This window comes from Corynebacterium auris (genome assembly GCF_030408575.1).
GTDB classification, from domain to species: domain Bacteria; phylum Actinomycetota; class Actinomycetes; order Mycobacteriales; family Mycobacteriaceae; genus Corynebacterium; species Corynebacterium auris.
This window is the reverse complement of record NZ_CP047047.1, coordinates 1848773-1868985: the sequence shown is the minus strand read 5'-3', so window position 1 is coordinate 1868985 and position 20213 is coordinate 1848773. Positions and strand designations below refer to the sequence as shown.

Annotated in this window: 25 protein-coding genes and 4 tRNA genes; 14 read left to right on the top strand and 15 right to left on the bottom strand. The window is 67.7% G+C overall.

What is annotated here, in order from left to right; all coding sequences use genetic code 11:
- The first annotated feature begins 11 nt into the window (after positions 1 to 11).
- Genes murI through rdgB form a run of 4 tightly spaced genes read left to right on the top strand, consistent with a single transcriptional unit; the run spans position 12 to position 3032 of the window.
- Complete coding sequence (gene murI, locus CAURIS_RS08945; protein WP_435383999.1) at positions 12 to 860, top strand: glutamate racemase; 849 nt, start codon at positions 12 to 14, stop codon at positions 858 to 860.
- A gap of 52 nt (positions 861 to 912) precedes the next feature.
- A complete protein-coding gene (locus tag CAURIS_RS08940; protein WP_290341715.1) occupies positions 913 to 1692 on the top strand; it encodes an MBL fold metallo-hydrolase in 780 nt (259 codons plus the stop codon).
- Positions 1693 to 1707: 15 nt separating this feature from the next.
- Positions 1708 to 2442 carry a ribonuclease PH gene (gene rph / locus CAURIS_RS08935; protein WP_290341714.1) on the top strand — a complete coding sequence of 245 codons (735 nt, stop codon included), beginning with the start codon at positions 1708 to 1710 and terminating at the stop codon, positions 2440 to 2442.
- Positions 2436 to 3032 carry an RdgB/HAM1 family non-canonical purine NTP pyrophosphatase gene (gene rdgB / locus CAURIS_RS08930; protein ID WP_290341713.1) on the top strand — a complete coding sequence of 199 codons (597 nt, stop codon included), beginning with the start codon at positions 2436 to 2438 and terminating at the stop codon, positions 3030 to 3032. The genes rph and rdgB overlap by 7 nt, the downstream gene beginning before the upstream one ends.
- Before the next feature lie 37 nt (positions 3033 to 3069).
- On the opposite strand, the gene CAURIS_RS08925 is transcribed toward rdgB, so the two are convergent.
- Both CAURIS_RS08925 and CAURIS_RS08920 read right to left on the bottom strand, forming a co-directional pair.
- Positions 3070 to 3432 carry a DUF3817 domain-containing protein gene (locus CAURIS_RS08925; protein WP_290341712.1) on the bottom strand — a complete coding sequence of 121 codons (363 nt, stop codon included), beginning with the start codon at positions 3430 to 3432 and terminating at the stop codon, positions 3070 to 3072.
- Positions 3429 to 3899, bottom strand: coding sequence for a hypothetical protein (locus CAURIS_RS08920; protein ID WP_353959231.1), 471 nt, complete (start codon positions 3897 to 3899; stop codon positions 3429 to 3431). The genes CAURIS_RS08925 and CAURIS_RS08920 overlap by 4 nt, the downstream gene beginning before the upstream one ends.
- A 99-nt stretch (positions 3900 to 3998) precedes the next feature.
- Between CAURIS_RS08920 and CAURIS_RS08915 the strand changes: the two genes are divergently transcribed.
- Positions 3999 to 4080, top strand: a tRNA-Leu gene (locus tag CAURIS_RS08915).
- 23 nt (positions 4081 to 4103) lie between these two features.
- Here the strand turns inward: CAURIS_RS08915 and bcp are convergent.
- Positions 4104 to 4580, bottom strand: coding sequence for a thioredoxin-dependent thiol peroxidase (gene bcp, locus CAURIS_RS08910; protein ID WP_290341710.1), 477 nt, complete (start codon positions 4578 to 4580; stop codon positions 4104 to 4106).
- A gap of 68 nt (positions 4581 to 4648) precedes the next feature.
- Here bcp and CAURIS_RS08905 point away from each other — a divergent pair, with 68 nt between their 5' ends.
- A complete protein-coding gene (locus tag CAURIS_RS08905) occupies positions 4649 to 4924 on the top strand; it encodes a DUF3618 domain-containing protein (RefSeq protein WP_290341709.1) in 276 nt (91 codons plus the stop codon).
- A gap of 50 nt (positions 4925 to 4974) precedes the next feature.
- Here CAURIS_RS08905 and CAURIS_RS08900 read toward each other — a convergent pair whose 3' ends face one another.
- A complete protein-coding gene (locus CAURIS_RS08900; protein ID WP_290341708.1) occupies positions 4975 to 5538 on the bottom strand; it encodes a nicotinamidase in 564 nt (187 codons plus the stop codon).
- Positions 5539 to 5619: 81 nt separating this feature from the next.
- Positions 5620 to 5692, bottom strand: a tRNA-Lys gene (locus tag CAURIS_RS08895).
- Positions 5693 to 5867: 175 nt separating this feature from the next.
- Here CAURIS_RS08895 and CAURIS_RS08890 point away from each other — a divergent pair.
- From CAURIS_RS08890 to CAURIS_RS08865, 6 genes are all read left to right on the top strand, one after another.
- Entirely contained in the window at positions 5868 to 7094 is a 1227-nt protein-coding gene (locus CAURIS_RS08890) for a L,D-transpeptidase (protein WP_435383998.1), read from the top strand.
- A gap of 149 nt (positions 7095 to 7243) precedes the next feature.
- On the top strand, positions 7244 to 8377 hold the full coding sequence (locus tag CAURIS_RS08885; RefSeq protein WP_290341706.1) for a metal ABC transporter substrate-binding protein: 1134 nt from the start codon (positions 7244 to 7246) through the stop codon (positions 8375 to 8377).
- Between the two features lie 2 nt (positions 8378 to 8379).
- Positions 8380 to 9003 (top strand): metal ABC transporter ATP-binding protein, encoded by a 624-nt coding sequence (locus CAURIS_RS08880; RefSeq protein WP_290341705.1) that lies wholly within the window; start codon positions 8380 to 8382, stop codon positions 9001 to 9003.
- A gap of 5 nt (positions 9004 to 9008) precedes the next feature.
- Positions 9009 to 9839, top strand: a complete 831-nt coding sequence (locus tag CAURIS_RS08875) for a metal ABC transporter permease (RefSeq protein ID WP_290343363.1) — start codon at positions 9009 to 9011, stop codon at positions 9837 to 9839.
- Complete coding sequence (locus tag CAURIS_RS08870) at positions 9812 to 10654, top strand: metal ABC transporter permease (RefSeq protein ID WP_290341704.1); 843 nt, start codon at positions 9812 to 9814, stop codon at positions 10652 to 10654. The genes CAURIS_RS08875 and CAURIS_RS08870 overlap by 28 nt, the downstream gene beginning before the upstream one ends.
- Positions 10655 to 10664: 10 nt before the next feature.
- Entirely contained in the window at positions 10665 to 11333 is a 669-nt protein-coding gene (locus tag CAURIS_RS08865) for a metal-dependent transcriptional regulator (protein ID WP_290341703.1), read from the top strand.
- A gap of 256 nt (positions 11334 to 11589) precedes the next feature.
- Here CAURIS_RS08865 and CAURIS_RS08860 read toward each other — a convergent pair.
- The 10 genes from CAURIS_RS08860 to CAURIS_RS08815 all read right to left on the bottom strand — a co-directional run bounded on the left by CAURIS_RS08860 (position 11590) and on the right by CAURIS_RS08815 (position 17309).
- Positions 11590 to 11662, bottom strand: a tRNA-His gene (locus tag CAURIS_RS08860).
- A 49-nt stretch (positions 11663 to 11711) separates the two neighbouring features.
- Positions 11712 to 12341, bottom strand: a complete 630-nt coding sequence (orn, locus tag CAURIS_RS08855; RefSeq protein ID WP_290341702.1) for an oligoribonuclease — start codon at positions 12339 to 12341, stop codon at positions 11712 to 11714.
- Positions 12342 to 13148, bottom strand: a complete 807-nt coding sequence (cmrA, locus tag CAURIS_RS08850) for a mycolate reductase (RefSeq protein ID WP_290341701.1) — start codon at positions 13146 to 13148, stop codon at positions 12342 to 12344. It abuts the gene before it with no gap.
- Between the two features lie 25 nt (positions 13149 to 13173).
- The gene (locus CAURIS_RS08845; RefSeq protein WP_290341700.1) at positions 13174 to 14235 is read right to left on the bottom strand and encodes an alcohol dehydrogenase catalytic domain-containing protein; all 1062 of its coding nucleotides are present in this window, start codon (positions 14233 to 14235) and stop codon (positions 13174 to 13176) included.
- A gap of 385 nt (positions 14236 to 14620) precedes the next feature.
- A complete protein-coding gene (locus CAURIS_RS08840) occupies positions 14621 to 14929 on the bottom strand; it encodes a transcriptional regulator (protein ID WP_290341699.1) in 309 nt (102 codons plus the stop codon).
- A 2-nt stretch (positions 14930 to 14931) separates the two neighbouring features.
- Complete coding sequence (locus CAURIS_RS08835; protein WP_290341698.1) at positions 14932 to 15333, bottom strand: hypothetical protein; 402 nt, start codon at positions 15331 to 15333, stop codon at positions 14932 to 14934.
- A gap of 20 nt (positions 15334 to 15353) precedes the next feature.
- Positions 15354 to 16715: an MFS transporter gene (locus CAURIS_RS08830; RefSeq protein WP_290341697.1), complete on the bottom strand. Its 1362-nt coding sequence runs from the start codon at positions 16713 to 16715 to the stop codon at positions 15354 to 15356.
- Between the two features lie 141 nt (positions 16716 to 16856).
- On the bottom strand, positions 16857 to 16991 hold the full coding sequence (locus CAURIS_RS08825; RefSeq protein ID WP_290341696.1) for a hypothetical protein: 135 nt from the start codon (positions 16989 to 16991) through the stop codon (positions 16857 to 16859).
- Positions 16992 to 16993: 2 nt separating this feature from the next.
- Positions 16994 to 17122: a hypothetical protein gene (locus tag CAURIS_RS08820; protein ID WP_290341695.1), complete on the bottom strand. Its 129-nt coding sequence runs from the start codon at positions 17120 to 17122 to the stop codon at positions 16994 to 16996.
- Positions 17123 to 17235: 113 nt separating this feature from the next.
- Positions 17236 to 17309: transfer RNA gene (locus tag CAURIS_RS08815), tRNA-Arg, on the bottom strand.
- A gap of 113 nt (positions 17310 to 17422) precedes the next feature.
- On the opposite strand from CAURIS_RS08815, the gene CAURIS_RS08810 reads away from it, so the two are divergent.
- Together CAURIS_RS08810 and CAURIS_RS08805 are read left to right on the top strand one after the other, a co-directional pair.
- Positions 17423 to 19432: a bifunctional copper resistance protein CopD/cytochrome c oxidase assembly protein gene (locus tag CAURIS_RS08810; RefSeq protein WP_290341694.1), complete on the top strand. Its 2010-nt coding sequence runs from the start codon at positions 17423 to 17425 to the stop codon at positions 19430 to 19432.
- Between the two features lie 165 nt (positions 19433 to 19597).
- A complete protein-coding gene (locus CAURIS_RS08805) occupies positions 19598 to 20170 on the top strand; it encodes a single-stranded DNA-binding protein (protein WP_290341693.1) in 573 nt (190 codons plus the stop codon).
- The last annotated feature ends 43 nt before the right edge of the window (positions 20171 to 20213 follow it).

Here is a 20213-nt window from a genome sequence, read left to right as displayed (position 1 = left end):
CCATCAGGCGCGTGTGTACTCCGCGTTCTGCTTCACCGGCCGCCGATACCCAGCCCGCCGCGGGGGATCCCCGCCCGATCGGGCTGTTTGACTCGGGGGTGGGCGGCCTGACGGTTGCCCGGGCGGTGATGGACCAGCTCAGCGAGGAATCCATCATCTACATCGGCGACACCGCCAACGGCCCCTACGGCCCGCAGCCCATCGCCGAGGTGCGCCGCCACGCGACGCGCATTGCCGACGACCTCGTCGAGCGCGGCTGCAAGATGCTCGTCATCGCCTGCAACACCGCCTCGGCGGCCTTCTTGCACGACGCGCGCGAGCGCTACAGCATCCCCGTCGTCGAGGTGATCAAACCGGCGGTGCGCCGCGCGATCGCCTCCACCCGCAACAAGCGTGTCGGCGTGATCGGCACCGTCGGCACGATTACCTCGGGCGCCTACCAGGACCTGTTCAACCTGGCGCCGGGTGTCGAGGTCACCGCGGCCGCCTGCCCCGCGTTCGTCGAGTTCGTGGAGCGCGGCGTGACCTCAGGGCGCCAGATCCTCGGGGTGGCGCAGGGCTACCTCGAGCCGCTGCAGGCCGCGGGGGTGGACACCCTGGTGCTGGGCTGCACCCACTACCCGCTGCTCTCGGGCGTGGTACAGCTGGCCATCGGCGACCACGTCACGCTCGTGTCCTCGGCGGAGGAGACCGCGAAGGACGTGCTGCGCGTGCTCACGGAAAGGGACATGCTCGCCCCCGCCGGCGCCACGCCGACGCGCGTGTTCGAATCCACCGGGGACCCGGAACTGTTCAACGCCCTGGCCGCGCGTTTCCTCGGGCCACAGGTGACGGCGGTGGGCAGCGCCGCCGCGGGCTGATGCGAAGGCGGGTTGGTTAGATTTCGCCCGTGTTTCGTGGCACAGTTGTGCCATGAGGTTGACCATTCTCGGGTGCTCCGGGAGCCTGGGCGCGCCGGGCAATCCCGGGTCTTCCTACCTGATTACGTCCCCTGAGCGCCCCGCCGCGCCGGGCATCCTGATGGACTTCGGGCCCGGCGCCCTCGCGGCTCTGCAGCCCGTGTTCGACCCGGCGAACGCGCACGTGATCTTCTCCCACCTGCACGCCGACCACTGCTCCGACATCCCTTCTTTGCTGGTGTGGCGCCGTTTCCACCCGACGGCGCCCTCGCCGAGGCGCCACATCATGGCCGGGCCCTCCTACGCGCCGCTGCACTTCGGGCGCATGGGCGCCGACGGCCCCGACGACGTCGACGACATCTCCGATACTTTCGACTTCCGCCCCTGGCAGCCGTGGGTTCCGCAGGAGATCGAGGGGGTCACGGTCACACCCATTCCGGTCCTGCACCCCGCCGCCGAATCCCACGGCCTGCGCGTCGCGTGCAATGACACGGGCCGGGTGCTCGCTTTCACGGGGGACTCGGGCATGACGCCATCGCTTCTCGACGTCGCCCGCGGCGCCGATCTTTTCCTCTGCGAGGCGGCCTGGGGGCCGAGCTCGGAGGGCAAGGCCCCCGGGATGCACCTGTCGGGCGAGGAGGCGGGGCGGATCGCCCGCGAGGCCGGGGTGGCCACGCTCGTGCTTGTCCACATCCAGCCGTGGACCGACCCGGAGGAAACGCGTGCCGCGGCGTGCCGGGAGTTTGACGGCGAAGTCATCGTCGGCCGGCCCGGGGCAGTGTTCGACCTGTAAGTTACGCTGGGAGGCATGACTGAATCTGCTTTCCGGCGCGCCGATGGGCGCGCCCTCGACGAGCTGCGCCCCGTCCGCATCACCCGCGGCTTCACCTCGAACCCGGCGGGCAGCGTCCTTGTGGAGTTCGGCAACACCCGCGTGATGTGCACCGCCTCGGTTGAGCTGGGGGTGCCGCGCTTTAAGAAGGACTCCGGCGAGGGCTGGCTCACCGCCGAATACGCGATGCTGCCCTCCGCCACGCACGAGCGCATGCCGCGCGAGTCGATGAAGGGGAAGGTCAAGGGCCGCACGCACGAGATTTCCCGCCTAGTGGGGCGCTCGCTGCGCGCGGCGGTGGACCTGTCGCAGCTGGGGGAGAACACCATCCAGCTCGACTGCGACGTGCTCCAGGCCGACGGCGGCACCCGCACAGCCTCCATCACGGGCGCCTACGTGGCGCTGGCGGATGCGATTAGCTTCCTGCAGGAGCGCGGGGTGGTGCCCGGCCAGCCGCTGCTTTCGCCGGTGGCGGCGGTGTCGGTAGGGCTGCTCGAGGGCAACGTTGCCCTCGACCTGCCCTACGAGGAAGATTCGCGCGCCGAGGTGGACCTGAACGTGGTCATGCAGGAGGGCGGCAAGTTCGTCGAGATCCAGGGCACCGGCGAGCACGGCCTGTTCGGTCGCGCCGAGCTGAACTCGATGCTCGACGTGGCCGGGGCGGGCTGCGCTCAGCTGATCGAGGCGCAGAAGGCGGCGCTGGGGTGGTAAAAGTCCTCGTCGCCTCCAACAACGCGAAGAAGCAGCGCGAGCTCGAGGCCGTGCTCGCTGACCTCGGGATCACCGGGGTAGAGGTGGTCTCGCTGCGCGATGTCGCCGCCTACCCGGAGCCTCGGGAAGACGGCCTCACCTTCGAGGACAACGCCCTCATCAAAGCCCGCGCTGGGGCGGGGGCAACCGGGTTGCCCTGCGTGGCGGACGATTCGGGGCTCGCCGTCACCGCCCTCAACGGCATGCCGGGCGTGCTCTCGGCGCGCTGGTCCGGGCGCCACGGCGACGACGAAGCGAACAACCGCCTCCTGCTCGCGCAAATGCAGGACATGGGGCTGCGCGACGCAGCCTTCGTCTCGTGCTGCGCCCTCGTGACCCCCACCGGCGACGAGTTCACGGCGACGGGCCGGTGGGAGGGGCAGCTCCTGCGCGCCCCACGCGGAGAGGGCGGCTTCGGCTACGACCCGATCTTCGAGCCCGCCGACACGCCCGGGCGCTCCTCAGCCGAGCTGGCGCCCGAGGAGAAGAACAGGCGCTCCCATCGCGGCGCCGCGCTGCGCGAGCTGGCGCCGATCATGGCGCGCCTGTGACGGGCTGCGGGCCCTGCTGTGGGCGCTGCTGTGGGCGCTAGCCCAGCTGGAACTGCTCGGTCACCTCGCGGCGGCGCTTCGACTCCACCCAGAAGGACAGGAACGGCACGACGCCGGAGATCGCGGTGACCACCCACGTTGCCGCGGGCCAGCGCGCCTTCAGGCCGAGGTTCATGGAGGTGATCAAAAACGCCATGTAGGCCAGCCCGTGTACGCGGCCGACCCAGAGCAGGGCAGAGACGTCCATGTCCAGCAGGTACTGCATGACCATGCGTAGGCAGAGCAGGAGAAGCAGAATGCCGGTGACCCACGCCGCGATGGAGAAGAGCGTCAGCGCCGTTTTGACGCGGCGCTGGCGCTCGGGGTGGATCTTCGGGGTCTGGGGGGAGGTGGTGCTCATGGCCTTCTCTCTTCAGGTCCGTCGCCCCGGCCGCGCCGCTGGACGTTCAGCGCGTTGAACTCGTCGACGTCGAGCGTGGGGCGGGCGGGGAGGAAATCGTCATCGATCGATGTGGAGGCAGTCTCGCGCCCGAAGCGCGCCTCGTCGGCTTCGTACAGCTCCTGCATGGACTCGCCGGAATTGTGGGCGTCGATCTTCTCGTTCTCCATCTTGATGCCCATGCGGTAGGCGTAGACGAAGAAGGCGCCGAAGATGGGCCACTGCAGCGCGTAGCCCAGGTTCTGGAACGTGCCGCTGCCGGACTGGAACCTGGTCCACTGCCACCAGGCGAGGAGAAAGGTGCAGATGACCGCGATAATCAGCAGCACGATGTGCCACGCGCGCACGCGAATGCGCTGGCGCTGCGGCGGTTGCGCTTCCGTGCCCGGGGTATCGGCGCCCGGGCTGGCATTCATCGGCTCCTTCACACCCGGGAAGTCTACCAACTCAAACAAAAGGTTGATAAACGCGCGGGATACGCGGTTTCTCGCCGTGCCGGGGCCCGTGTACAGTAAACGTGCTACCGAGCGCCCGTGGCGGAATTGGCAGACGCGCTGGATTTAGGTTCCAGTGTCTACGGACGTGCGAGTTCAAGTCTCGCCGGGCGCACACTCATTTCCCACCCCGGGGTATTACCCGATGGGCCAGTCCCGCAAGATGCGCCCGACGTGGCCCGAGGCGCGCACGTTATACTGCGCCTTTTCTACTGTGCCGTCCTCGCCGACGAGGAAGGTGGAGCGGATCACGCCCTGGACGGTCTTGCCGTAGTTCTTCTTCTCTCCGAAGGCGCCCCACTGCCGCATGACCTCCTTGGTGGGGTCCGATAGCAAGGTGATGGCGAGGTCGTGGTCGGCGCGGAACGCCGCCAGCTTCTCCGGAGTATCCGGGCTGATGCCAACGACGTCGATGTCGGCGTCGTTGAACTGGGCGAGGTTGTCGGAGAAGTCGCACGCCTCGGCGGTGCAGCCGGGAGTGTTGGCGCGGGGGTAGAAGTAGACGATCACCTTTTTGCCCGCGTAGTCCGCGAGCGAGACTGTCGCTCCGGTGTCGCTGGGCAGGGAAAAGGCGGGGGCGGTATCGCCCGTGTCCAAGCGGGTGTTCTCAGTCATACTTGCCCGTTTTACACTACTGTTGGCAAGGACACGTTTAAAGAAAGTCAATGTAGGAGTTCATTACCGTGGCACGAGACATCAACGATATCGAGCGCGACATCGAGCGCACCCGCGGACAGCTGGCCAGCACGCTCGACGAGATTGCGTTCCGCACCAGCCCCTCCACCCTCGCCGACAACGCGAAGGACCAGGCAGCAAACCTGCTCAAGCAGGACGGCGTGCAGAAGGCCCTGATCGGCGTCGGTGTAGGCATTGTGGCCGTGGTGGCCATTAAGTTCTTCAACGGGCGCAAGCGCAAGAAGGAGCTCAAGGAGCTCCAGGACCTGCTGGCGCGCCGCTAGGAGTACTACCCCGCACCTTCAGCCCCCGCTCGGGTTTCCCGGTCGGGGGCTTAGGTCAACTCGGCCCCGGCCTCCGCCATCTCCTCGAGGGCGCGCACGCCGTTGTGGTCGTCGACAGGCGAGCACATGTTGCGCAGAACGCGCACGGTAAAGCCCTCGCGCACGGCGTCGAGCACTGTGGCGCGCACGCAGTGGTCCGTGGCGATGCCGCAGACATCGAGGGAGTCGACGTCGTGGCGGCGCAGCCAATCGGCCAGCCCCACGCCCTCGGCCGAGGCCTCGAAGCCGGAGTAGGCGGCGGAGTATTCGCCTTTGCGGAAGAAGACGTCGATAAGCGATGTGTCGATGGTCCCCTTGATCTCGGCGCCGTGCGAATCTGCGACGCAGTGGACGGGCCAGGAGTCCTGGAAGTCGGGCGAGTCGGAAAAGTGCGAGCCCGGGTCGATGTGCCAGTCCTGGGTGGCCAGGATGTGGGAGTACTCGCGCGAGCGGCTGTCCGGGGTGGAGATGAGCTCGGCGATCTTGGCGGCCACTTCGTCGCCGCGGTCGGTGGCAAGCGCGCCGCCCGGGCAGAAATCGTTCTGGACATCTACGATAAGCAGTGCTGTCTTCATGTCGTGCCAGTCTAATGAAAGCGTGCGGGGGCGTGACAGGCGAAACCCCCGCCGGGAATGAACCCGACGGGGGTAGTGCGGTGCGCCACCAGGGACTCGAACCCCGAACCCACTGATTAAGAGTCAGTTGCTCTACCACTTGAGCTAGTAGCGCTTATGGTGTTATCCGTGCCGTGTGGGCAACGAAGAAGAATATAACACCACTCTCCGCGGGGCGTGAAATCGGCTGGTGGCGGCGTCTTTCTGGGGGGAATCGCCGCCGTGGTCGGAAACTAGGACTTAGTGCAGCGGCGCGATAAGATGGATTGGATGGTCCATCGGAGGGCCTGATGGGGTCCGGTAAGGGTGCAGTGAGGATACACACTTTGAAGAAGGCACGGGGCGCACGACGGGGTCTGGCCGCGGTTGCGCTTGTCGCAGGTTTGGCGCTGGCGGGGTGCTCGGCGGGTAACGCTGAGGTGGCCGACGGGGCAGAAACGTCGGCGCCCACGACGACGCAGACGCCCCAGCGGGAGGCGAAGCCGAGCGTGTCGGTCAGGGACGGCGCGACCGACGTCGCCCCGCTGGATCCGGTGGAGGTGAGCGCCGAGGCCGGGCTGAGCTCGCTCATGCTGACCAACGACGCCGGCAAGCGCGTGCAGGGTGAGTTCAACGAGGACATGACCCAGTGGCACACGACGGAGGAGCTCGGTTACGGGCGCACGTACACATTCACGGGGGCCGACAGGGCGGGTAACGCCATTGACACCACGTTCACCACGGTCACACCGGCGGTGCAGGCCTACGCCGCCCTCGGCCCGCTGGACGGCTCGACCGTTGGGGTGGGGCAGGCGGTGACGTTCCGCTTCTCCGCCGCTCCCGAGGACCGCGCCGCCGTGGAGGAACAGATCACGGTCACCACCTCGAACGACACGGAGGGCGACTTCTACTGGATCGACCCCTACGAGCTGCGCTGGCGCCCGAAGGACTACTGGGAGCCGGGCACGACCGTGAGCGTGACGGCTGACCTGTACGGCGCGGACCTCGGCGGCGGGGTCTACGGCGCGGAGGACGCGGAGACGAGCTTCACCATCGGCGACGAGGTGATCACGCACGTGGACAACGCGACGAAGACCCTGACGGTGACCCGCAACGGCGAAACGGTCCGGTCGTTTCCGATTTCGCTGGGTACCGACGGCATGTGGGACACCCCGAACGGCACCTACGTGGTCGGCGACCAGCACGACGCGCTGGTGATGGACTCGCGCTCCTTCGGTCTTGGCTTGGATTCCGGCGGTTACGTCACCCCGGTCAACAGCGCGACGCAGCTGTCCTACTCCGGTATCTACGTCCACTCGGCGCCGTGGGCGATGTGGGCGATGGGTGCGGCGAACCAGTCCCACGGCTGCATCAACGCCAGCCCGGAGGACGCCGGCTGGTTCATGCAGAACACGAAGCGGGGTGACCCCGTCGAAGTTGTCAATACTTACGGCGGCACGCTCAGCGGCACGGACGGCCTCGGCTACTGGAACATCCCGTGGGAGAAGTGGGAGGCCGGTAACCCCGAGCTGCCTTAGGGTGTCCGCGCCCGCCGCGGGCCTGCTCCCGCGTCCAGCGTAGTTCAACACGATGAACACTATAGTTCATAAATGCGCAGATGACGTGTTAGGGTGCCCCTGTACCTGTTAGCGGGGCAACGCGCCCCCGGCCCGAAAAGGAAACCCCCATGCGCACCACAACCCTGTGCACTGTCGTCGCCCTCGCGGGCGCGCTCGGAGCGTGCTCCGCGCCCGGCAACGACCCTGCCCGTACAGCCAACGCCTCAGGAGCGGACGGCAACGTCAAGGCCGTGGCCACTACCACGCAGATCTGCGACTACATCACCCGCATCGCCGAGGGCGCCCAGGGCGCCCAGCTGGTCAAGACCGACGCGCAGGGCGCGACGGAAACGACGGGCGAAGGCCCCGACACCCTCGAGCTCACCTGCTTGCTCGCCCCCAACGCCTCCGCCCACGACCACGAGATGACGAGCCGCCAGATGGAGGCGCTCGGCCAGGCCGACCTCCTCTTCGTCAACGGCGTCGACCTCGAGCACTTCCTCGACCAAGCGGTTGAGGCCTCGGGGTTTGCGGGAACGATGGCTGTGACCTCGGGCTTTCTCGGCTCCGGCGCGGCACTTAGTGAGGCGCCCGGCGGGGACCGCTACACCGTTGACGAGGGCGAGCACAGCGCGGACATCGCCCCCTGGCCCTTCGAGCCCGAACCTGGCGAGGAGGAGGAGTTCGCCCACGACCCGCACGTGTGGACCTCCCCGCGCGGCGCTACCGTGCAGGTGCGCAACATCGCAGCCAGCCTGGACAAAGCCGCCGGCACCTCGGGTACGTGGGGGCAACGCGCGGAGGGCTACCTGGAGCAGTTGAAAGACCTCGACGTCTGGGTGAGCCAGAGCATCTCCACCGTCCCGCGCGAGGACCGCGTGCTGTTTACCTCCCACGACGCGTTCGGCTACTTCGCCCGCGACTACGACGTCGACTTCATCGGCTCCGCCCTGTCCGACTTCAACGCGCAGCAGGACGCGACCGCCGAGCACATCCGCGAGGGCGTGGAGCAGGTGCGCGAGTCGAACGCGAAGGTCATCTTCGCGGAGAACTCCAACAACGCCAAGTCCATCGAGGCCATCGCGCGCGCCGCGGGCGTCGAGGTGGTCACGGGCGAGGACGCCCTGTACGGGGATTCCCTCGGGCCCGCGGGCACGCACGGGGAGACCTACGTCGGCTCCATCGTGCACAACGTGACCGCCCTCGTCACCGCCTGGGGCGGCGAGCCCGCCCCGCTGCCGGAGACACTGAGGGGCGCATAGCCGTGACGCTCGCTTACGTGGACGCAACCGTCGGCTACGGGCGCTCCCCGGTCGTGCGCGGTGTCACTTTCACGGTCGGCCCGGGCGAGGCTGTGGCTTTGCTTGGCGGAAACGGCGCGGGGAAATCCACGCTGCTGAAGGCCGCGCTCGGGCTGTCGGACGTGCTGAGAGGCGAGGTCAGGGTCGACGGGGAGGTGGGTTACGTGCCACAGCACTCGGACGCCGCGCCGGAGTTTCCCATCACCGCCGAGGCTGTGGTGGGTCTGGGCCTCGTGCCGCAGCTTTCCCCGTTCCAGCGCCTTGGCCGGTCGGGCAAGGCGCTGTGCCGGGAGGCGCTCGCCGGGGTGGGCTTGGCGGAGCGCGCCCGGGTGCGCTTCGGCGACATGAGCGGCGGGCAGCGCCAGCGAGTCTTGCTGGCGCGCGCCCTCGTGGCGCGCCCGAAGGCTGTGCTTCTCGACGAACCCTTCAACGGCCTCGACGCCCCCAGCCGCGACCGGCTCGTCGAGATCGTCCTCGAGCTCAAGGCGCAGGGCCTGGCGGTGCTGCTGACCACCCACGACCTGCGCCTGTCCGAGGACACCTGCGACCGGACCCTCACCGTCGCCGATGGGGGGATCCGCCGGTGAGCCTCATGGTCACCCCCTACCTACTGCGCCCGCTGATCATGCTCGTCGCCCTGGGCGCGTGCGCCGGGGCCGTGGGCACCTTAGTGAACCTGCGCCGCGCGGAGTTTTCGGCGGAGGCGATCTCGCACGCCGTGTTCCCCGGCATCGTCGTGGGCTTTATCGTCGCGGGCCTCGACGGCATCGTGCCCGGCGGCGCGGTTGTTGGCGCGGTCGCCGCGGCCGTGCTGACGGTTCTGGCGCGCCGGGGCGGGGCGCTGGAGGAGGCGGGCACCGCCATCGTGCTGGCCAGCTTCTACGCCGCCGGCATGGTGATCTCGCTGGCGCACTCGGACAAATCCGGCCAGCTCGAGGCCCTCATGTTCGGCCGGTTGCTTGAGCTTACCGACGCCCGCTTCACGCACGCGCTCATCGCCTGCGCGGTGGCCCTCGCGCTCGTCTGGTCGGCCTGGCCCAGGCAGGTAGCGGTCGCCTTCGACAGGACCGCCGCCCGCGCCGCGGGGATCAAAGTGGGGCGCCAGGACGCCCTGCTCAACGCGGCGGTTGCGGCCACGGTGGTGGCCGGCGCCTCGGCCGTCGGGGTGCTCTTGGTGGTGGGCTTCGTGGTCATCCCCGCCGCTGCCGCGCGGCTGGTGACCCCCTCGACGGAGGCGATGGCGGTGATGGCCAGCACCTTCGGGGTGTCCGCCGGGGTGGCGGGAATGTGGGTGGTGGCGCAGCCCATCGCGCGCCCGGTCTCGCCCCAGGCCTGCGTGGTCATGGTGCTGCTCGGCGGGTTCCTCCTCGTCGCTGCGCTGAGAGGGGGTGCGCGGTGGGTAACGCGGCAACCGGCACGGTGACGTGGTGGCAGCTCAACCAGCTCGCGGTGTGGGAGGTCGTGCTCGTCGGCGCAGCGACCGGTCTGATCGGCGCGTTGGCGCTCATGCACCGGCGGATCTTCTTCGCCGAGGCCGTCTCCCACGCCGCGTTCCCCGGCGCGGTGCTCGGCGTGGTGGCCGGGGCCGCGCTTGCACCCGGTCACGTCACTGAGCTGATCTTCGCCGGCGCGCTCGCCGGGTGCCTCGCGCTGGCGGCGGTGATGGCGGCGCTGGTGCGCCTGCCCGGCATTTCCAGTCAGGCGGCCGCGGGGATCGTGCTGTCCTCCGGGTTCGGCCTGGGCTACTTTGCGGCCACGTGGTTTGCGCCCCTGCCGGTGCGGGTGGAGTCCTTCCTCACCGGCTCGGTGCTCACGGCCAACGCCGCCGACGTGGCCGCCGCCGGCGTGGTGTTGGCGCTGGCGGCGGGGGCCTGCTGGTGGGCGGGTCCGCGGCTGGTGTCGCTGGGGTTTTCCGCGGCGCTCTTCCGGGCGTCGATAGGCGCTCACAGGCTCTACGACGCCCTCGTGCTCGTCCTCGTCTGCCTCGGCATCGTGGTGGCGATTCCGGCGGTGGGCACCATCGTCTCGATCGCGCTACTCGCGGCCCCGCCGGCGATCCTGCGGCCCTGGGTGCGCACCCCGGGCGCGCTGCTGTGGGGCTCGCCGCTGGTCGGCTTCGCCCTCGGGCTGTTGGGGCTGGCCAGCGCCCACTGGTGGGACCTATCGGCTGGGGGGATGATCGCGCTGTGGTCCGGAGTGGTGTACGTGGCCTCGCTGGGGGTGCGGCGGCTGACCTAGGATTTCTCCTATGGACGTTTCCGCGCTGCCCTTCAAGACACAGGACTACCTCAAGGTCGTCTTCGACCTCACCGAGCGCACCGGCGCGCCCGCCACGATGGGCGTCATCGCCGGGCGCATGGGCCAGCGCGCCTCCACCACCACCGAGGGCGTCAAGCGGCTGGCGGAGAAGGGGCTGCTCGCGCACGAGCCGTACTCCGGGATTTCGCTGACGGAGAAGGGCAGGGAGGTCGCGCTGGTCATGGTGCGCCGCCACCGGCTCATCGAGACCTACCTCGTCGAGCAGCTCGGCTACAGCTGGGATGAGGTCCACGAGGAAGCAGACCAGCTCGAGCACGCCGTCTCCGAGACCTTCATCGCGCGTATCGACGCCCTCCTCGGCCACCCCACCCGCGACCCGCACGGCGACCCCATCCCCACCGCCACCGGCGAGATCGAGGCGCTCCAGGTGCAAACGCTCGCCTCCCTGCCCGAGGACGCAACCGGCGTGGTCGAGCGCATCAACGACTCCGACGCCGAGCTGCTGCGCTACCTCGCCGAGGTGGGCATCCGCCCCGGCGTGGGCGTGCGGATGACCGGCACGCGCTTTGCCGGGATGAGGCTGGTGCGCGCCGGGGAACGCGAGGTGGCGCTGGCGGATGCGGCGCTCGAGGCCGTCGACGTCAGCGCCGGGGCGTAGGTTTCGAGGGGGCAAGGATTCTATGGGGGTACATCCCCAGGTTGCGTAGGCTTGACGCGTTGACGTCGACTACGGTTGACCTTAGCGAAAGTCTGGCAGCAAAACCCTTGGTCGTGGAGCTTCGAAATGCGTTGACGTCGACCACGGGTTAAACGACAAAAACACAAAACTTGTCGTTTAACCCGGTTTTGAACTGCGGTAACGCGGAAAGCGCGACGCCCCCCACCAACGAGATCGGTGAGGGGCGTGCCGTCGGGGTGGCTGACGGGGATCGAACCCGCGACACCCAGGATCACAACCTGGTGCTCTACCAGCTGAACTACAGCCACCATCGCTGCTTTTTGGCAGCGGACTCTACCTTAGTACGGCGGTGTATTTTTACAAAAACCGCTGGTAGGCGTCGGTCGCCTCCGCGGCGAAAGACCCGGCCTCCTCGGTGGTGGGGCCGGGCGCGGCGACGAAGACGGAACGCCGGTAGTAGTCGAGCTCGCGGATGGATTCTACGATGTCCGCCAGCGCCCGGTGCGCGAGGCCCTTCTTGGGCTGCTGGTAGTAAGCCTTGGGGAACCAGCGGCGCGCGAGCTCTTTGATGGTGGAGACGTCGATCATGCGGTAGTGCAGCGCCGCGTCGAGTGCCGGCATCTGGGCGCGGATGAAGGCGCGGTCGGTGGCGATCGAGTTGCCGGCCAGCGGCGCGGGATGGGCGGGATCGCAATGCTTCTCGACGAGCCCGAGCACCGCCTTCTCTGCCTCTTCGATTGTGGTGGTGGACGCCGTGATGTCGTCCAGCAGCCCGTTTTCTGAGTGCATGGCGGTGACGACGTCGTCCATCTCGGCCAGCTCCGCCTCGGTGGCGTGGACGACGAGGTCGACGCCCTCGTCGAGGATGTTCAGCTCGGCGTCGGTGACGAGAGCTGCGACCTCGACGATGACGTGGCGGGCCGGGTCGAGTCCGGTCATTTCCAGGTCGACCCAGACGATGCGGTCGTTCTTTGCGGGCACGTCCATTTATTCTTCTCCCATCTGCGCGTAGAACGTGCCCACGAGCGGGGCGATCACGCCGCGCGGGCCGTAGGTGGAAATAACGTCCATGGCCTTGGACAGGGGGCCGGGGACGACGCGGCGCTTGTTGCGTCGTAAAGCAGCGAGCGTGTCGCGCGAGCAGGACTCGTAGGTGGTCCAGAGGACGTCGGGGACCACCTTATCCACGATGGTCTGCTCCTCCTCGGGCACGTGCGCCTCGCGCACCGGGCCGGGCGCGAGGAGGGTGACGTGCACGCCGGTGTCCTTCAGCTCGTAGTGGAGGGCCTCGGTGAAGGTGTTCACGCCGGCCTTGGTGAAGACGTAGGTGGCGTTGTTCGGAATGGGGATATTGCCCGCGGCCGAACCCACGTTGCACAGCGCGCCCTCCCCGCGCGGCACCATCTGGTCGAGCACGGCCTTGGTGATGCGGAAGACCGCGGTGGCGTTCAGGTGGTACTGGTTCGTTTCGTAGTCCCAGTCCTGCTTCATGAAGGGGCCGAACGAGGCGATCCCGGCCGAGTTAATGCAGATGGAGATGGTGCGCTGCGCGATGTGGTCGAGGAGCGCCGTGACGTCGCGCTCCTTCGCCAAGTCCGCCGCAAAGACCTCGACGTCGACGCCGTGCTTAGCGCTCAGCTCCTCGGCGAGCTCCATGAGCACGCCCTCGCGCCGGGCGACGACGATGAGGTTATGCCCGGCCGCGGCCAGGTCGCGGGCGATGGCCTCGCCGATGCCCTGCGAGGCGCCCGTGACCAGCGCAAAGGAATCTATACGTGGGGAGGGGAAACTCATGTCCCCCAAGCGTACTAGCCGCCCCTTACTCGCCGTGCGGCACGATGACGGCGCGGCCGCTGACCTTGCCGTCGAGAAGCAGCTTGTAGGCCTCGAGGCCCTTCTCCAGCGGGAATGTGGTGTAGAGCGGCTCAATCTGGCCGCGGCGCAGCATCTCCACCAGCTCGAAGAGCTCGTCGCGCGAGCCCCAGTAGGTGCTGTACAGCCGGGCCTCGTAGGCGCTGGCGCGGAAGGACCAGTCCGCGGTGCTGCCGTTGCCCAGCCCCACGATGACCACCTCGGCGCCGACCCCAGCGCTGCGCAGAGCGGTGGTGACGGTGGAGGAGATCCCCACGAAATCGAAGACGGCGTCGACGCCGCGCCCGCCTGTGAGCTCGCGGATCTTCTCCACCTGCCCGTCGCCGACCGGGACGGTGGACGCGCCGAGATCAGCGGCGGACTTCAGGGCCTCGTCCTTCGCATCCGTGGCGATGATGGAAGCACCCGTGAGCGCCTTGAGGATCTGCACGGCGATGAGGCCCAAGCCGCCAAGGCCGATGACGAGCGCGGTCGTGCCGCCGCCGCCCAGGGCCGGGAGCGCCTTCTTGATCGCGTGGTACGGGGTTAGGCCGGCATCCGCGAGGGCGGAAGCGGCGATCGGGTCGACGTCGCCGAGCGGGATGAGGTTGCGGGCGGGCACCACCACGTACTCCGCCATGCCCCCGTCGCGGCCGAGGCCCATCCCGTTCGCGCCCGCCTCCTCGGGGTAGCGGCAGTAGGTCTCCGTGCCGCGGGCGCACATGTCGCAGCGGCCGCAGCCCGTCGGGCCGTAGACGAGGTATGCGTCGCCCTTCTCCAGCCCCGCGACGCCCTCGCCGACTTCCTCAACCCAGCCGGAGATCTCGTGGCCCAGCGTGTACTCCGGATCCAGCGCGGGAACCTGGCCTTCGTCGAACTCATCGAAGATAGCGACGTCCGAGTGGCACGCCCCCGAGCCCGCCACCTTCAGCAGGACCTCCCCGGAACCCGGGGAGGGCTTTGGTACATCCTTCAGCTCGGGGAAGGTGTGGTAGCCGACGTGCCTGATCGCCTTCATTGTCTCCGTCATGGTGCGCTCCTTTTCGTGCGTCTCGTGCGGTCATTCTCCTACCCCCTAGGGGTATGTCCCGCAGTGTACGGAAAACTGCGCGCGAGGCTCGTCCCGCTGGCTCTACTCGACGGTTGTGATGCGTGTCCTGGGGTTTTGCGCGGCGGAGTGCGCATCGGTCGAGTGGGCGGGGGCTCTACTCGACGGTTGTGATGCGTGTCCTGGGGTTTTGTGCGGCGGGGTGCGCATCGGTCGAGTGGGCGGGGGTTCTACTCGACGGCTGTGGTGCGCGTCCTGGGGTTTTGTGCGGCGGGGTGCGCATCGGTCGAGTGGGCGGGGGCTCTACTCGGCGGTTGTGGTGCGCGTCCTGGGGTTTTGTGTGGCGGGGTGCACATCGGTCGAGTGGTTAGTCCTGGATGAGGTCGTGGAGCGCCTCGAGGTGGTCCTCCAGAGCTTGTTTGCCCTGTTTGGTTAACGTGACCCACACAATGTCCTTTGCCCCGGTCGGGCCGTACTCGCTGAACCGGGTAATGTAGCCCGCCTGCTCGAGGGCGTCGAGCTGCGGGGTTAGGGCGGACGCGGGGACCTCTGTGAGCTCACTGAGGTGCGAGAGCCGCATTTCGTACTTCGTCTCGCCGTCTGTGGCGCCGGCGGCGTTGAGGGCGGCGCATATCTTCAGCCGGTTAAGGGGTCGGATGAAGGGGTCGAGAGCCACTCTTAGCGCTCCTCCCTGGCCGTGATCACGGCTAAGGACGCGGCGACAGCGACTCCGAGGGCGGCGGAGACGGCGGTGTTGCCCTCGGGAAGAACCGCCAGGACCGGGAAAATGATCAGGGTCGGGATGAGGGAGGACCAGCTGAAGGGGGGATCGGGCCGTACTTTTTGCTTAAGCGCGGGGCGCACGGCGGATGTGCCACGCAGGAGGAGCGCGACCAACACGAGGGAGGCGACGAGGAACGCCAGCGCCCAGCCATCGCGGCCCTGCATGAGGAAGAAAGCTGATGCGCCCATTGTCGCGCACGCCGCGGCAGCGGGGATTGAAAGCCGCTGCCCGCCGCGTGCCTTATTTTCGACGGCGGCAACCGCGGCGAGCGCTTCCCGTGCTTCCTGGCTTTCCATAAGGGAAAGCATAGGTCATGTTATTTGCCGTGCATCTCCCCGTGCTTGGTTTCCGGGGTCCAGAGGATGGCCGCCAGCGAGACGACGGTGACCGCGGCCAGGTAGATGCCGACTGCGTGCGGGCCGTAGTTGGCGTTGAGGGCGGTGGCGATGAAGGGGGCGATAGCGGCACCCAAGATGGAGGCGACGTTATAGGAGATGCCCGAGCCTGTGTACCGGACGTTGGAGGGGAACAGCTCCGGCAGGATGGCGGCCATGGGGCCGAAGATCAGGCCCATGAGGATCATGCCGATGAACAGGAACACGCCCAGCGAGACCATGGTGAAGCTCTCCGGGTCGAGCAGCCAACGGAAGGAGAGGCCGTAGATGATGATGGCGACCGAGGTGGTGGCCAAGACGGGGCGGCGCCCGTAGGCGTCGGCAAGCCTGCATGCGACGGGGATGCCGAACATGAAGCCGAAGATGCAGATGAGCTGCAGCTGCAGGAAGTCCACGTAGGGGATGCCCAGGCCCACGCCCTCCTCGGCGCTACCGATGCCGTAGGAGAGGAACCATGTGGTCACGAGGTAGAACAGCGTGTAGCAGCTGACCATGATGAACGTGCCCTGGATGAGCGGGCGCCACGCCTTGGCAAACACCGTGGACAGCGGCAGGGAAACCTTCTCGTCCTTGTCCAGCACATGCTGGAACACCGGCGTCTCCTCGATCTGCAGGCGCACCCACAGGCCGACGATCACCATGACGGCGGACATGAGGAAGGGGATGCGCCAGCCCCACGACATGAACGCGCCCTCGGGGTCGCCGCTTGTGTGGCCCAGCCAGGTGACAAGGATGAGGAAGAAGCCGTTGGCCAGCAGGAAGCCGAAGGGCGCGCCGAGCTGGGGCCACATCGCTGCCCAGGCGCGTCGCCCCTTCGCGGCGGTCTCCGTGGACAGCAGGGCCGCCCCCGACCACTCGCCGCCGAGGCCGAGACCCTGGCAGAAGCGCATCAGAGCCAGCAGGGCGGGCGCCCAAATGCCCACCTGGGCGTAGGTGGGCAGAAGGCCGATGATGAAGGTGGCGATGCCCATGGTCAGCAGGGCGCCGACCAGCGTGGCCTTGCGGCCGATGCGGTCGCCGAAGTGGCCGAAGATCACCGATCCGAGCGGGCGCGCGACGAAGGCTAGGCCGAAGGTGGCGAAGGACTGCAGCAGCGCGACGGTGGAGTTGTCCGATTCGGGGAAGAAAAGGAAGGGGAAAACCGCCACGGCCGCTGTGGCGTAGGCGTAGAAGTCGTAGAACTCGATTGTCGTGCCGATTGTGGAGGCGAAGCGCACACGGCGCCGCTCCTCAGGGCTGGTGTACTTCGGGGCAGCCGCCTGCGCCCGCACTGCTGTGGACACCGTTTCACGTCCTCTCTGCAAGAAAGCGTTTCATGTTACGGGACAATATTCTTGCATAGTGGGACAGAAATGTGAAAATGGGCCCACGCATGCGAAAACCCCGGCGCCGACGTCGGTCGGTGCCGGGGTGTGGGAGGGGGTCTACTCCTCTTCCGCCTCCGGGTTGGGATTTTCTTCCTCATCCTGGGCCAGCGAGTTCGAATCGCCCGGCTCGTTGCCGATGCGCGTCGTGCCGGCGTCGAGGATCTTGTCGAGCTCGGTGTTGGGTTCCGTCATGCTTACTCCTCCTCGCTGTCGTCGTCGCCGGACGCCTTGCTCTGGAAGTCGCCGTCGGCGTCCGGGTCGCCTAGGTCGTTGATGCTGTCCTCGCGGACGGGGGAGCGGTGGTCTTCATTCGGGTTCGTCATCACGGATGCCTCCTTCAAGCTATCCCGTTTCCTTCCCACACCAGCTTAGCGACGTTTCCCGCGCCGCCCCGGTGCCTGTTCACGAGCTGGGCTTCCGCGCACACAACAAAAAGCGCCCCCGGCAGGATTCGAACCCGCGACCAGCCGGGTAGAAACCGGATGCTCTAATCCACTGAGCTACGGAGGCGTGCGGCCCTGCACAGCATGCCGGGACAGCGCAAACAGTGTAGCGCACGTCGCCGGGCGCACCCGCTTCGCGCCAGTTATGCCGTCCTGTCCAACGAAAGTAGGGTAAAGAGCATGGCAGAAACGGTGACCAAGGCCCGCCCGAGCCGGGCGGTCCGCGCGGCGTGGCCCATTTATGCCGCCGGGCTCGTGATCGCCGCCGTGGTGGCGGGCTCGATCTCGGAGGTGTTTCTCTCCGAGTCCCTCGCTGCTCTGGGCATCCCTGACCCGGGGGTGGTGACCACCTTCGGGCTGCCCGCCCTGCGCGGCGCGGTGTGGGTGCTCACGGCGCTGGCCGCGGGGTCGTTCCTGTTCTCGGCCTTCCTCGTGCCGCCGCGCCGGGGCGGGGAGGACCTCAACGGGGCGCAGCTCACCGTCGACGGGCATATTGCGGCGCGAACGGCGGCGTGGGCGTCGTTAAGCGTTGCTCTTTGCTCGCTGGTGATGATCCCGCTTGTGCTTTCCGACGTCTCCGGCACCCCATTTGGCCAGGTCGTGCTCCAACCCGCGTCGTGGCAGCTGGCCCTGAGTCAGGTCGCGGACGCGGGCGTGTGGCTCACCGTCGCCGTCTTCGCCCTGGTGGTGGGTGTGGCGGGCCTGGTGTGGCACACCTGGTGGTCGCAGGTGGTGCTGTTTCTCGGCTCCGTGATCGTGGTCATGCCGCTGGGTCTGACCGGGCACTCGGCATCGGGCGGCAACCACGACCTGGGCACGAACTCGTACCTGTGGCACCTGGTGTTCCTGCTGGTGTGGGTCGGCGCGCTCATGGCGCTCGTCGCGCACGGGAGGCGGTTGGGCCCGGACCTGCCGCGCGCCGTGGAGCGCTACTCGCGCGTCGCTTTGTTCGCCTTTATCGCCATGGCCGCCTCGGGCGTGCTCAACGGCGCCCTGCGCGTGCGGCCCGAGGACCTGACCAGCTACAGCTACGGCTGGGTGCTCGTGGGCAAGTTCGTGGGCCTTCTCGCCCTCGGCCTGATCGGCTTCGCGCACCGCCAGCTCACGATCCCCCAGCTGCGCCGCGACCCGCGAGCTTTTACTCGCTTAGCGACGTCCGAAGTACTGCTTATGGCAGCCATCGCCGGCCTGGCCGTCACGCTCGGGCGGACCCCGCCGCCGCCCCCGCTCGACCCGAACCTGACGCAGATGCAGGTGCAGATGGGCTACAACCTGACCGAACCGCTCACCCCGTGGAACTGGCTCGGGCAGTGGCGCCCGGAGCTGATCTACAGCGTGATTGCCATTCTGCTGGCGGTTTACTACCTGCGCCTGACGCGCCGGGCGAGCGACTGGCCGGTCGGGCGCACCGTGTGGTGGCTTGTCGGCTGCGCCATCATTGTGGTCACGCTGTCCTCTGGCATCGGCATGCACATGCCGGCGTCGTACTCGGCGCACATGGTGGTGCACATGATCTTGTCCATGGGTGCCCCGGTGGCTCTCGTGCTCGGCGCGCCTTTGAGCCTGGTCAAGCGGGCCTACCCGGCCGGGGAGTTCAACCCGCGCCTGTGGGTGGAGTCCTTCGAGCGGTCCCGCTTTTTGCGGGTGATTACCTATCCGCCTGTCTCGCTGGCGCAGTTCGTGTTCTTCTTTTACATCATGTACATGATCATCCCGCTCTACGAGCTGATGATCTCGGAGCATGCCGGGCACGTCATCATGAACGGGATCTTCCTCGTCTCAGGCTACTTCTACTTCTGGGAGCTCATCGGGCCCGACCACATCCCCGGCCGGGCCGAGGCCAAGGTGCGTCTGGCCTGGCTGTGGGTCTCCATGCCCATCCACCTGTTCATGGGCGTCTACCTCATGCAGCTCAACATCGTCATGGGGGAGGACTTCTACCGCTCGCTGGCGCTGCCCTGGGACCCGGACCTGCTCGCCGACCAGAAGGTCGGCGGCGGTATCGCCTGGGCGGCGGGCTCCTTCCCGCTGGTCGTGGTGTTCGGCTTCCTGTTCTGGGACTGGCTGGCGGAGGATAAGGCCGAGACGCGCGAAAGCGACCGCCGCGCCGAGGAGGACGATGACGAGGAGTGGCGGCGCTACAACGACATGCTCGCCCTTTACTCGCGCACCGGCGGGCAAGGCAAGTAAAACGCAAAGATTTTTTCGCCTGTGGACAACTTGTGGCGTTGTCCACAGGTTTTTTCGGCCCCGCTACCGCTTTGTGCACGGGTGGGCCACGCTGGAGGTGTCGCGGGAAGCGCCCCGCGGCACACCCGAACACATGGAAGCTAGACACTTAAGGGGGGCTTTTCCATGACCCAAATGCCGATCACCATCAGCGGCAACCTCGCGGCCGAACCCGAGTTTCGCCGCTTTGAGTCCAGCGGCGCGCAGCTGTGCAAGCTGCGGGTCGCCACCTCGCGGCGCTACCCGACGGGGGACAGAGACGAAAAGAACAACACCATCTGGCAGGACACCGACAACCTCTACATCGACGTCGAGTGCTGGGGCCAGCTCGCCGTCAACGCCAAGGCCTCGCTGCGCCGCGGATTCCCCGTCGTGGTCACCGGCTACCTGGTCACCGACGTGTGGGACAAGGAGGTCACAGACTCCACCGGGGCGACGACAACGAGCCCGCGCTACAGCACCAAAATCAAAGCGGGCAAGGTCGCCTTCGAGCTGAGCAACTTCCAGGTCTCCTCGGTGCGCACGAACGCGGCGGGCAACACCCTCCAGGGCCAGCAGCCGGTGGAGGTCAAGACCGCCGAGGAGCTTGCGGACGCGTCCACGGAGGAGCGCGTCAGCGCCGAGGACGGCGCCCTGCCGGGGCGCAACGGTGCAGCTCAAGGGCTTAGTGGGGGAAGCGAGGGGGCGCCGCCGTTCTAGGAATCGCCCCTCGGGTGGGTGATGTACCCTAAGTGGAGGATTC

Excerpts from the sequence above, each read along its gene's own strand:
- CAURIS_RS08825 (WP_290341696.1), bottom strand. The coding sequence starts at position 16,991 with ATGACGGAACCCAACACCGAGCTCGACAAGATCCTCGACGCCGGCACG.
- CAURIS_RS08875 (WP_290343363.1), top strand. The coding sequence starts at position 9,009 with ATGGTCACCCCCTACCTACTGCGCCCGCTGATCATGCTCGTCGCCCTG.
- CAURIS_RS08885 (WP_290341706.1), top strand. The coding sequence starts at position 7,244 with ATGCGCACCACAACCCTGTGCACTGTCGTCGCCCTCGCGGGCGCGCTC.
- CAURIS_RS08890 (WP_435383998.1), top strand. The coding sequence starts at position 5,868 with ATGGGGTCCGGTAAGGGTGCAGTGAGGATACACACTTTGAAGAAGGCA.
- CAURIS_RS08925 (WP_290341712.1), bottom strand. The coding sequence starts at position 3,432 with ATGAGCACCACCTCCCCCCAGACCCCGAAGATCCACCCCGAGCGCCAG.
- CAURIS_RS08865 (WP_290341703.1), top strand. The coding sequence starts at position 10,665 with ATGGACGTTTCCGCGCTGCCCTTCAAGACACAGGACTACCTCAAGGTC.
- cmrA (WP_290341701.1), bottom strand. The coding sequence starts at position 13,148 with ATGAGTTTCCCCTCCCCACGTATAGATTCCTTTGCGCTGGTCACGGGC.
- rph (WP_290341714.1), top strand. The coding sequence starts at position 1,708 with ATGACTGAATCTGCTTTCCGGCGCGCCGATGGGCGCGCCCTCGACGAG.
- CAURIS_RS08835 (WP_290341698.1), bottom strand. The coding sequence starts at position 15,333 with ATGGAAAGCCAGGAAGCACGGGAAGCGCTCGCCGCGGTTGCCGCCGTC.
- CAURIS_RS08845 (WP_290341700.1), bottom strand. The coding sequence starts at position 14,235 with ATGACGGAGACAATGAAGGCGATCAGGCACGTCGGCTACCACACCTTC.
- CAURIS_RS08900 (WP_290341708.1), bottom strand. The coding sequence starts at position 5,538 with ATGAAGACAGCACTGCTTATCGTAGATGTCCAGAACGATTTCTGCCCG.
- CAURIS_RS08810 (WP_290341694.1), top strand. The coding sequence starts at position 17,423 with ATGGCAGAAACGGTGACCAAGGCCCGCCCGAGCCGGGCGGTCCGCGCG.
- CAURIS_RS08805 (WP_290341693.1), top strand. The coding sequence starts at position 19,598 with ATGACCCAAATGCCGATCACCATCAGCGGCAACCTCGCGGCCGAACCC.
- bcp (WP_290341710.1), bottom strand. The coding sequence starts at position 4,580 with ATGACTGAGAACACCCGCTTGGACACGGGCGATACCGCCCCCGCCTTT.
- orn (WP_290341702.1), bottom strand. The coding sequence starts at position 12,341 with ATGGACGTGCCCGCAAAGAACGACCGCATCGTCTGGGTCGACCTGGAA.
- CAURIS_RS08820 (WP_290341695.1), bottom strand. The coding sequence starts at position 17,122 with ATGACGAACCCGAATGAAGACCACCGCTCCCCCGTCCGCGAGGACAGC.
- CAURIS_RS08940 (WP_290341715.1), top strand. The coding sequence starts at position 913 with ATGAGGTTGACCATTCTCGGGTGCTCCGGGAGCCTGGGCGCGCCGGGC.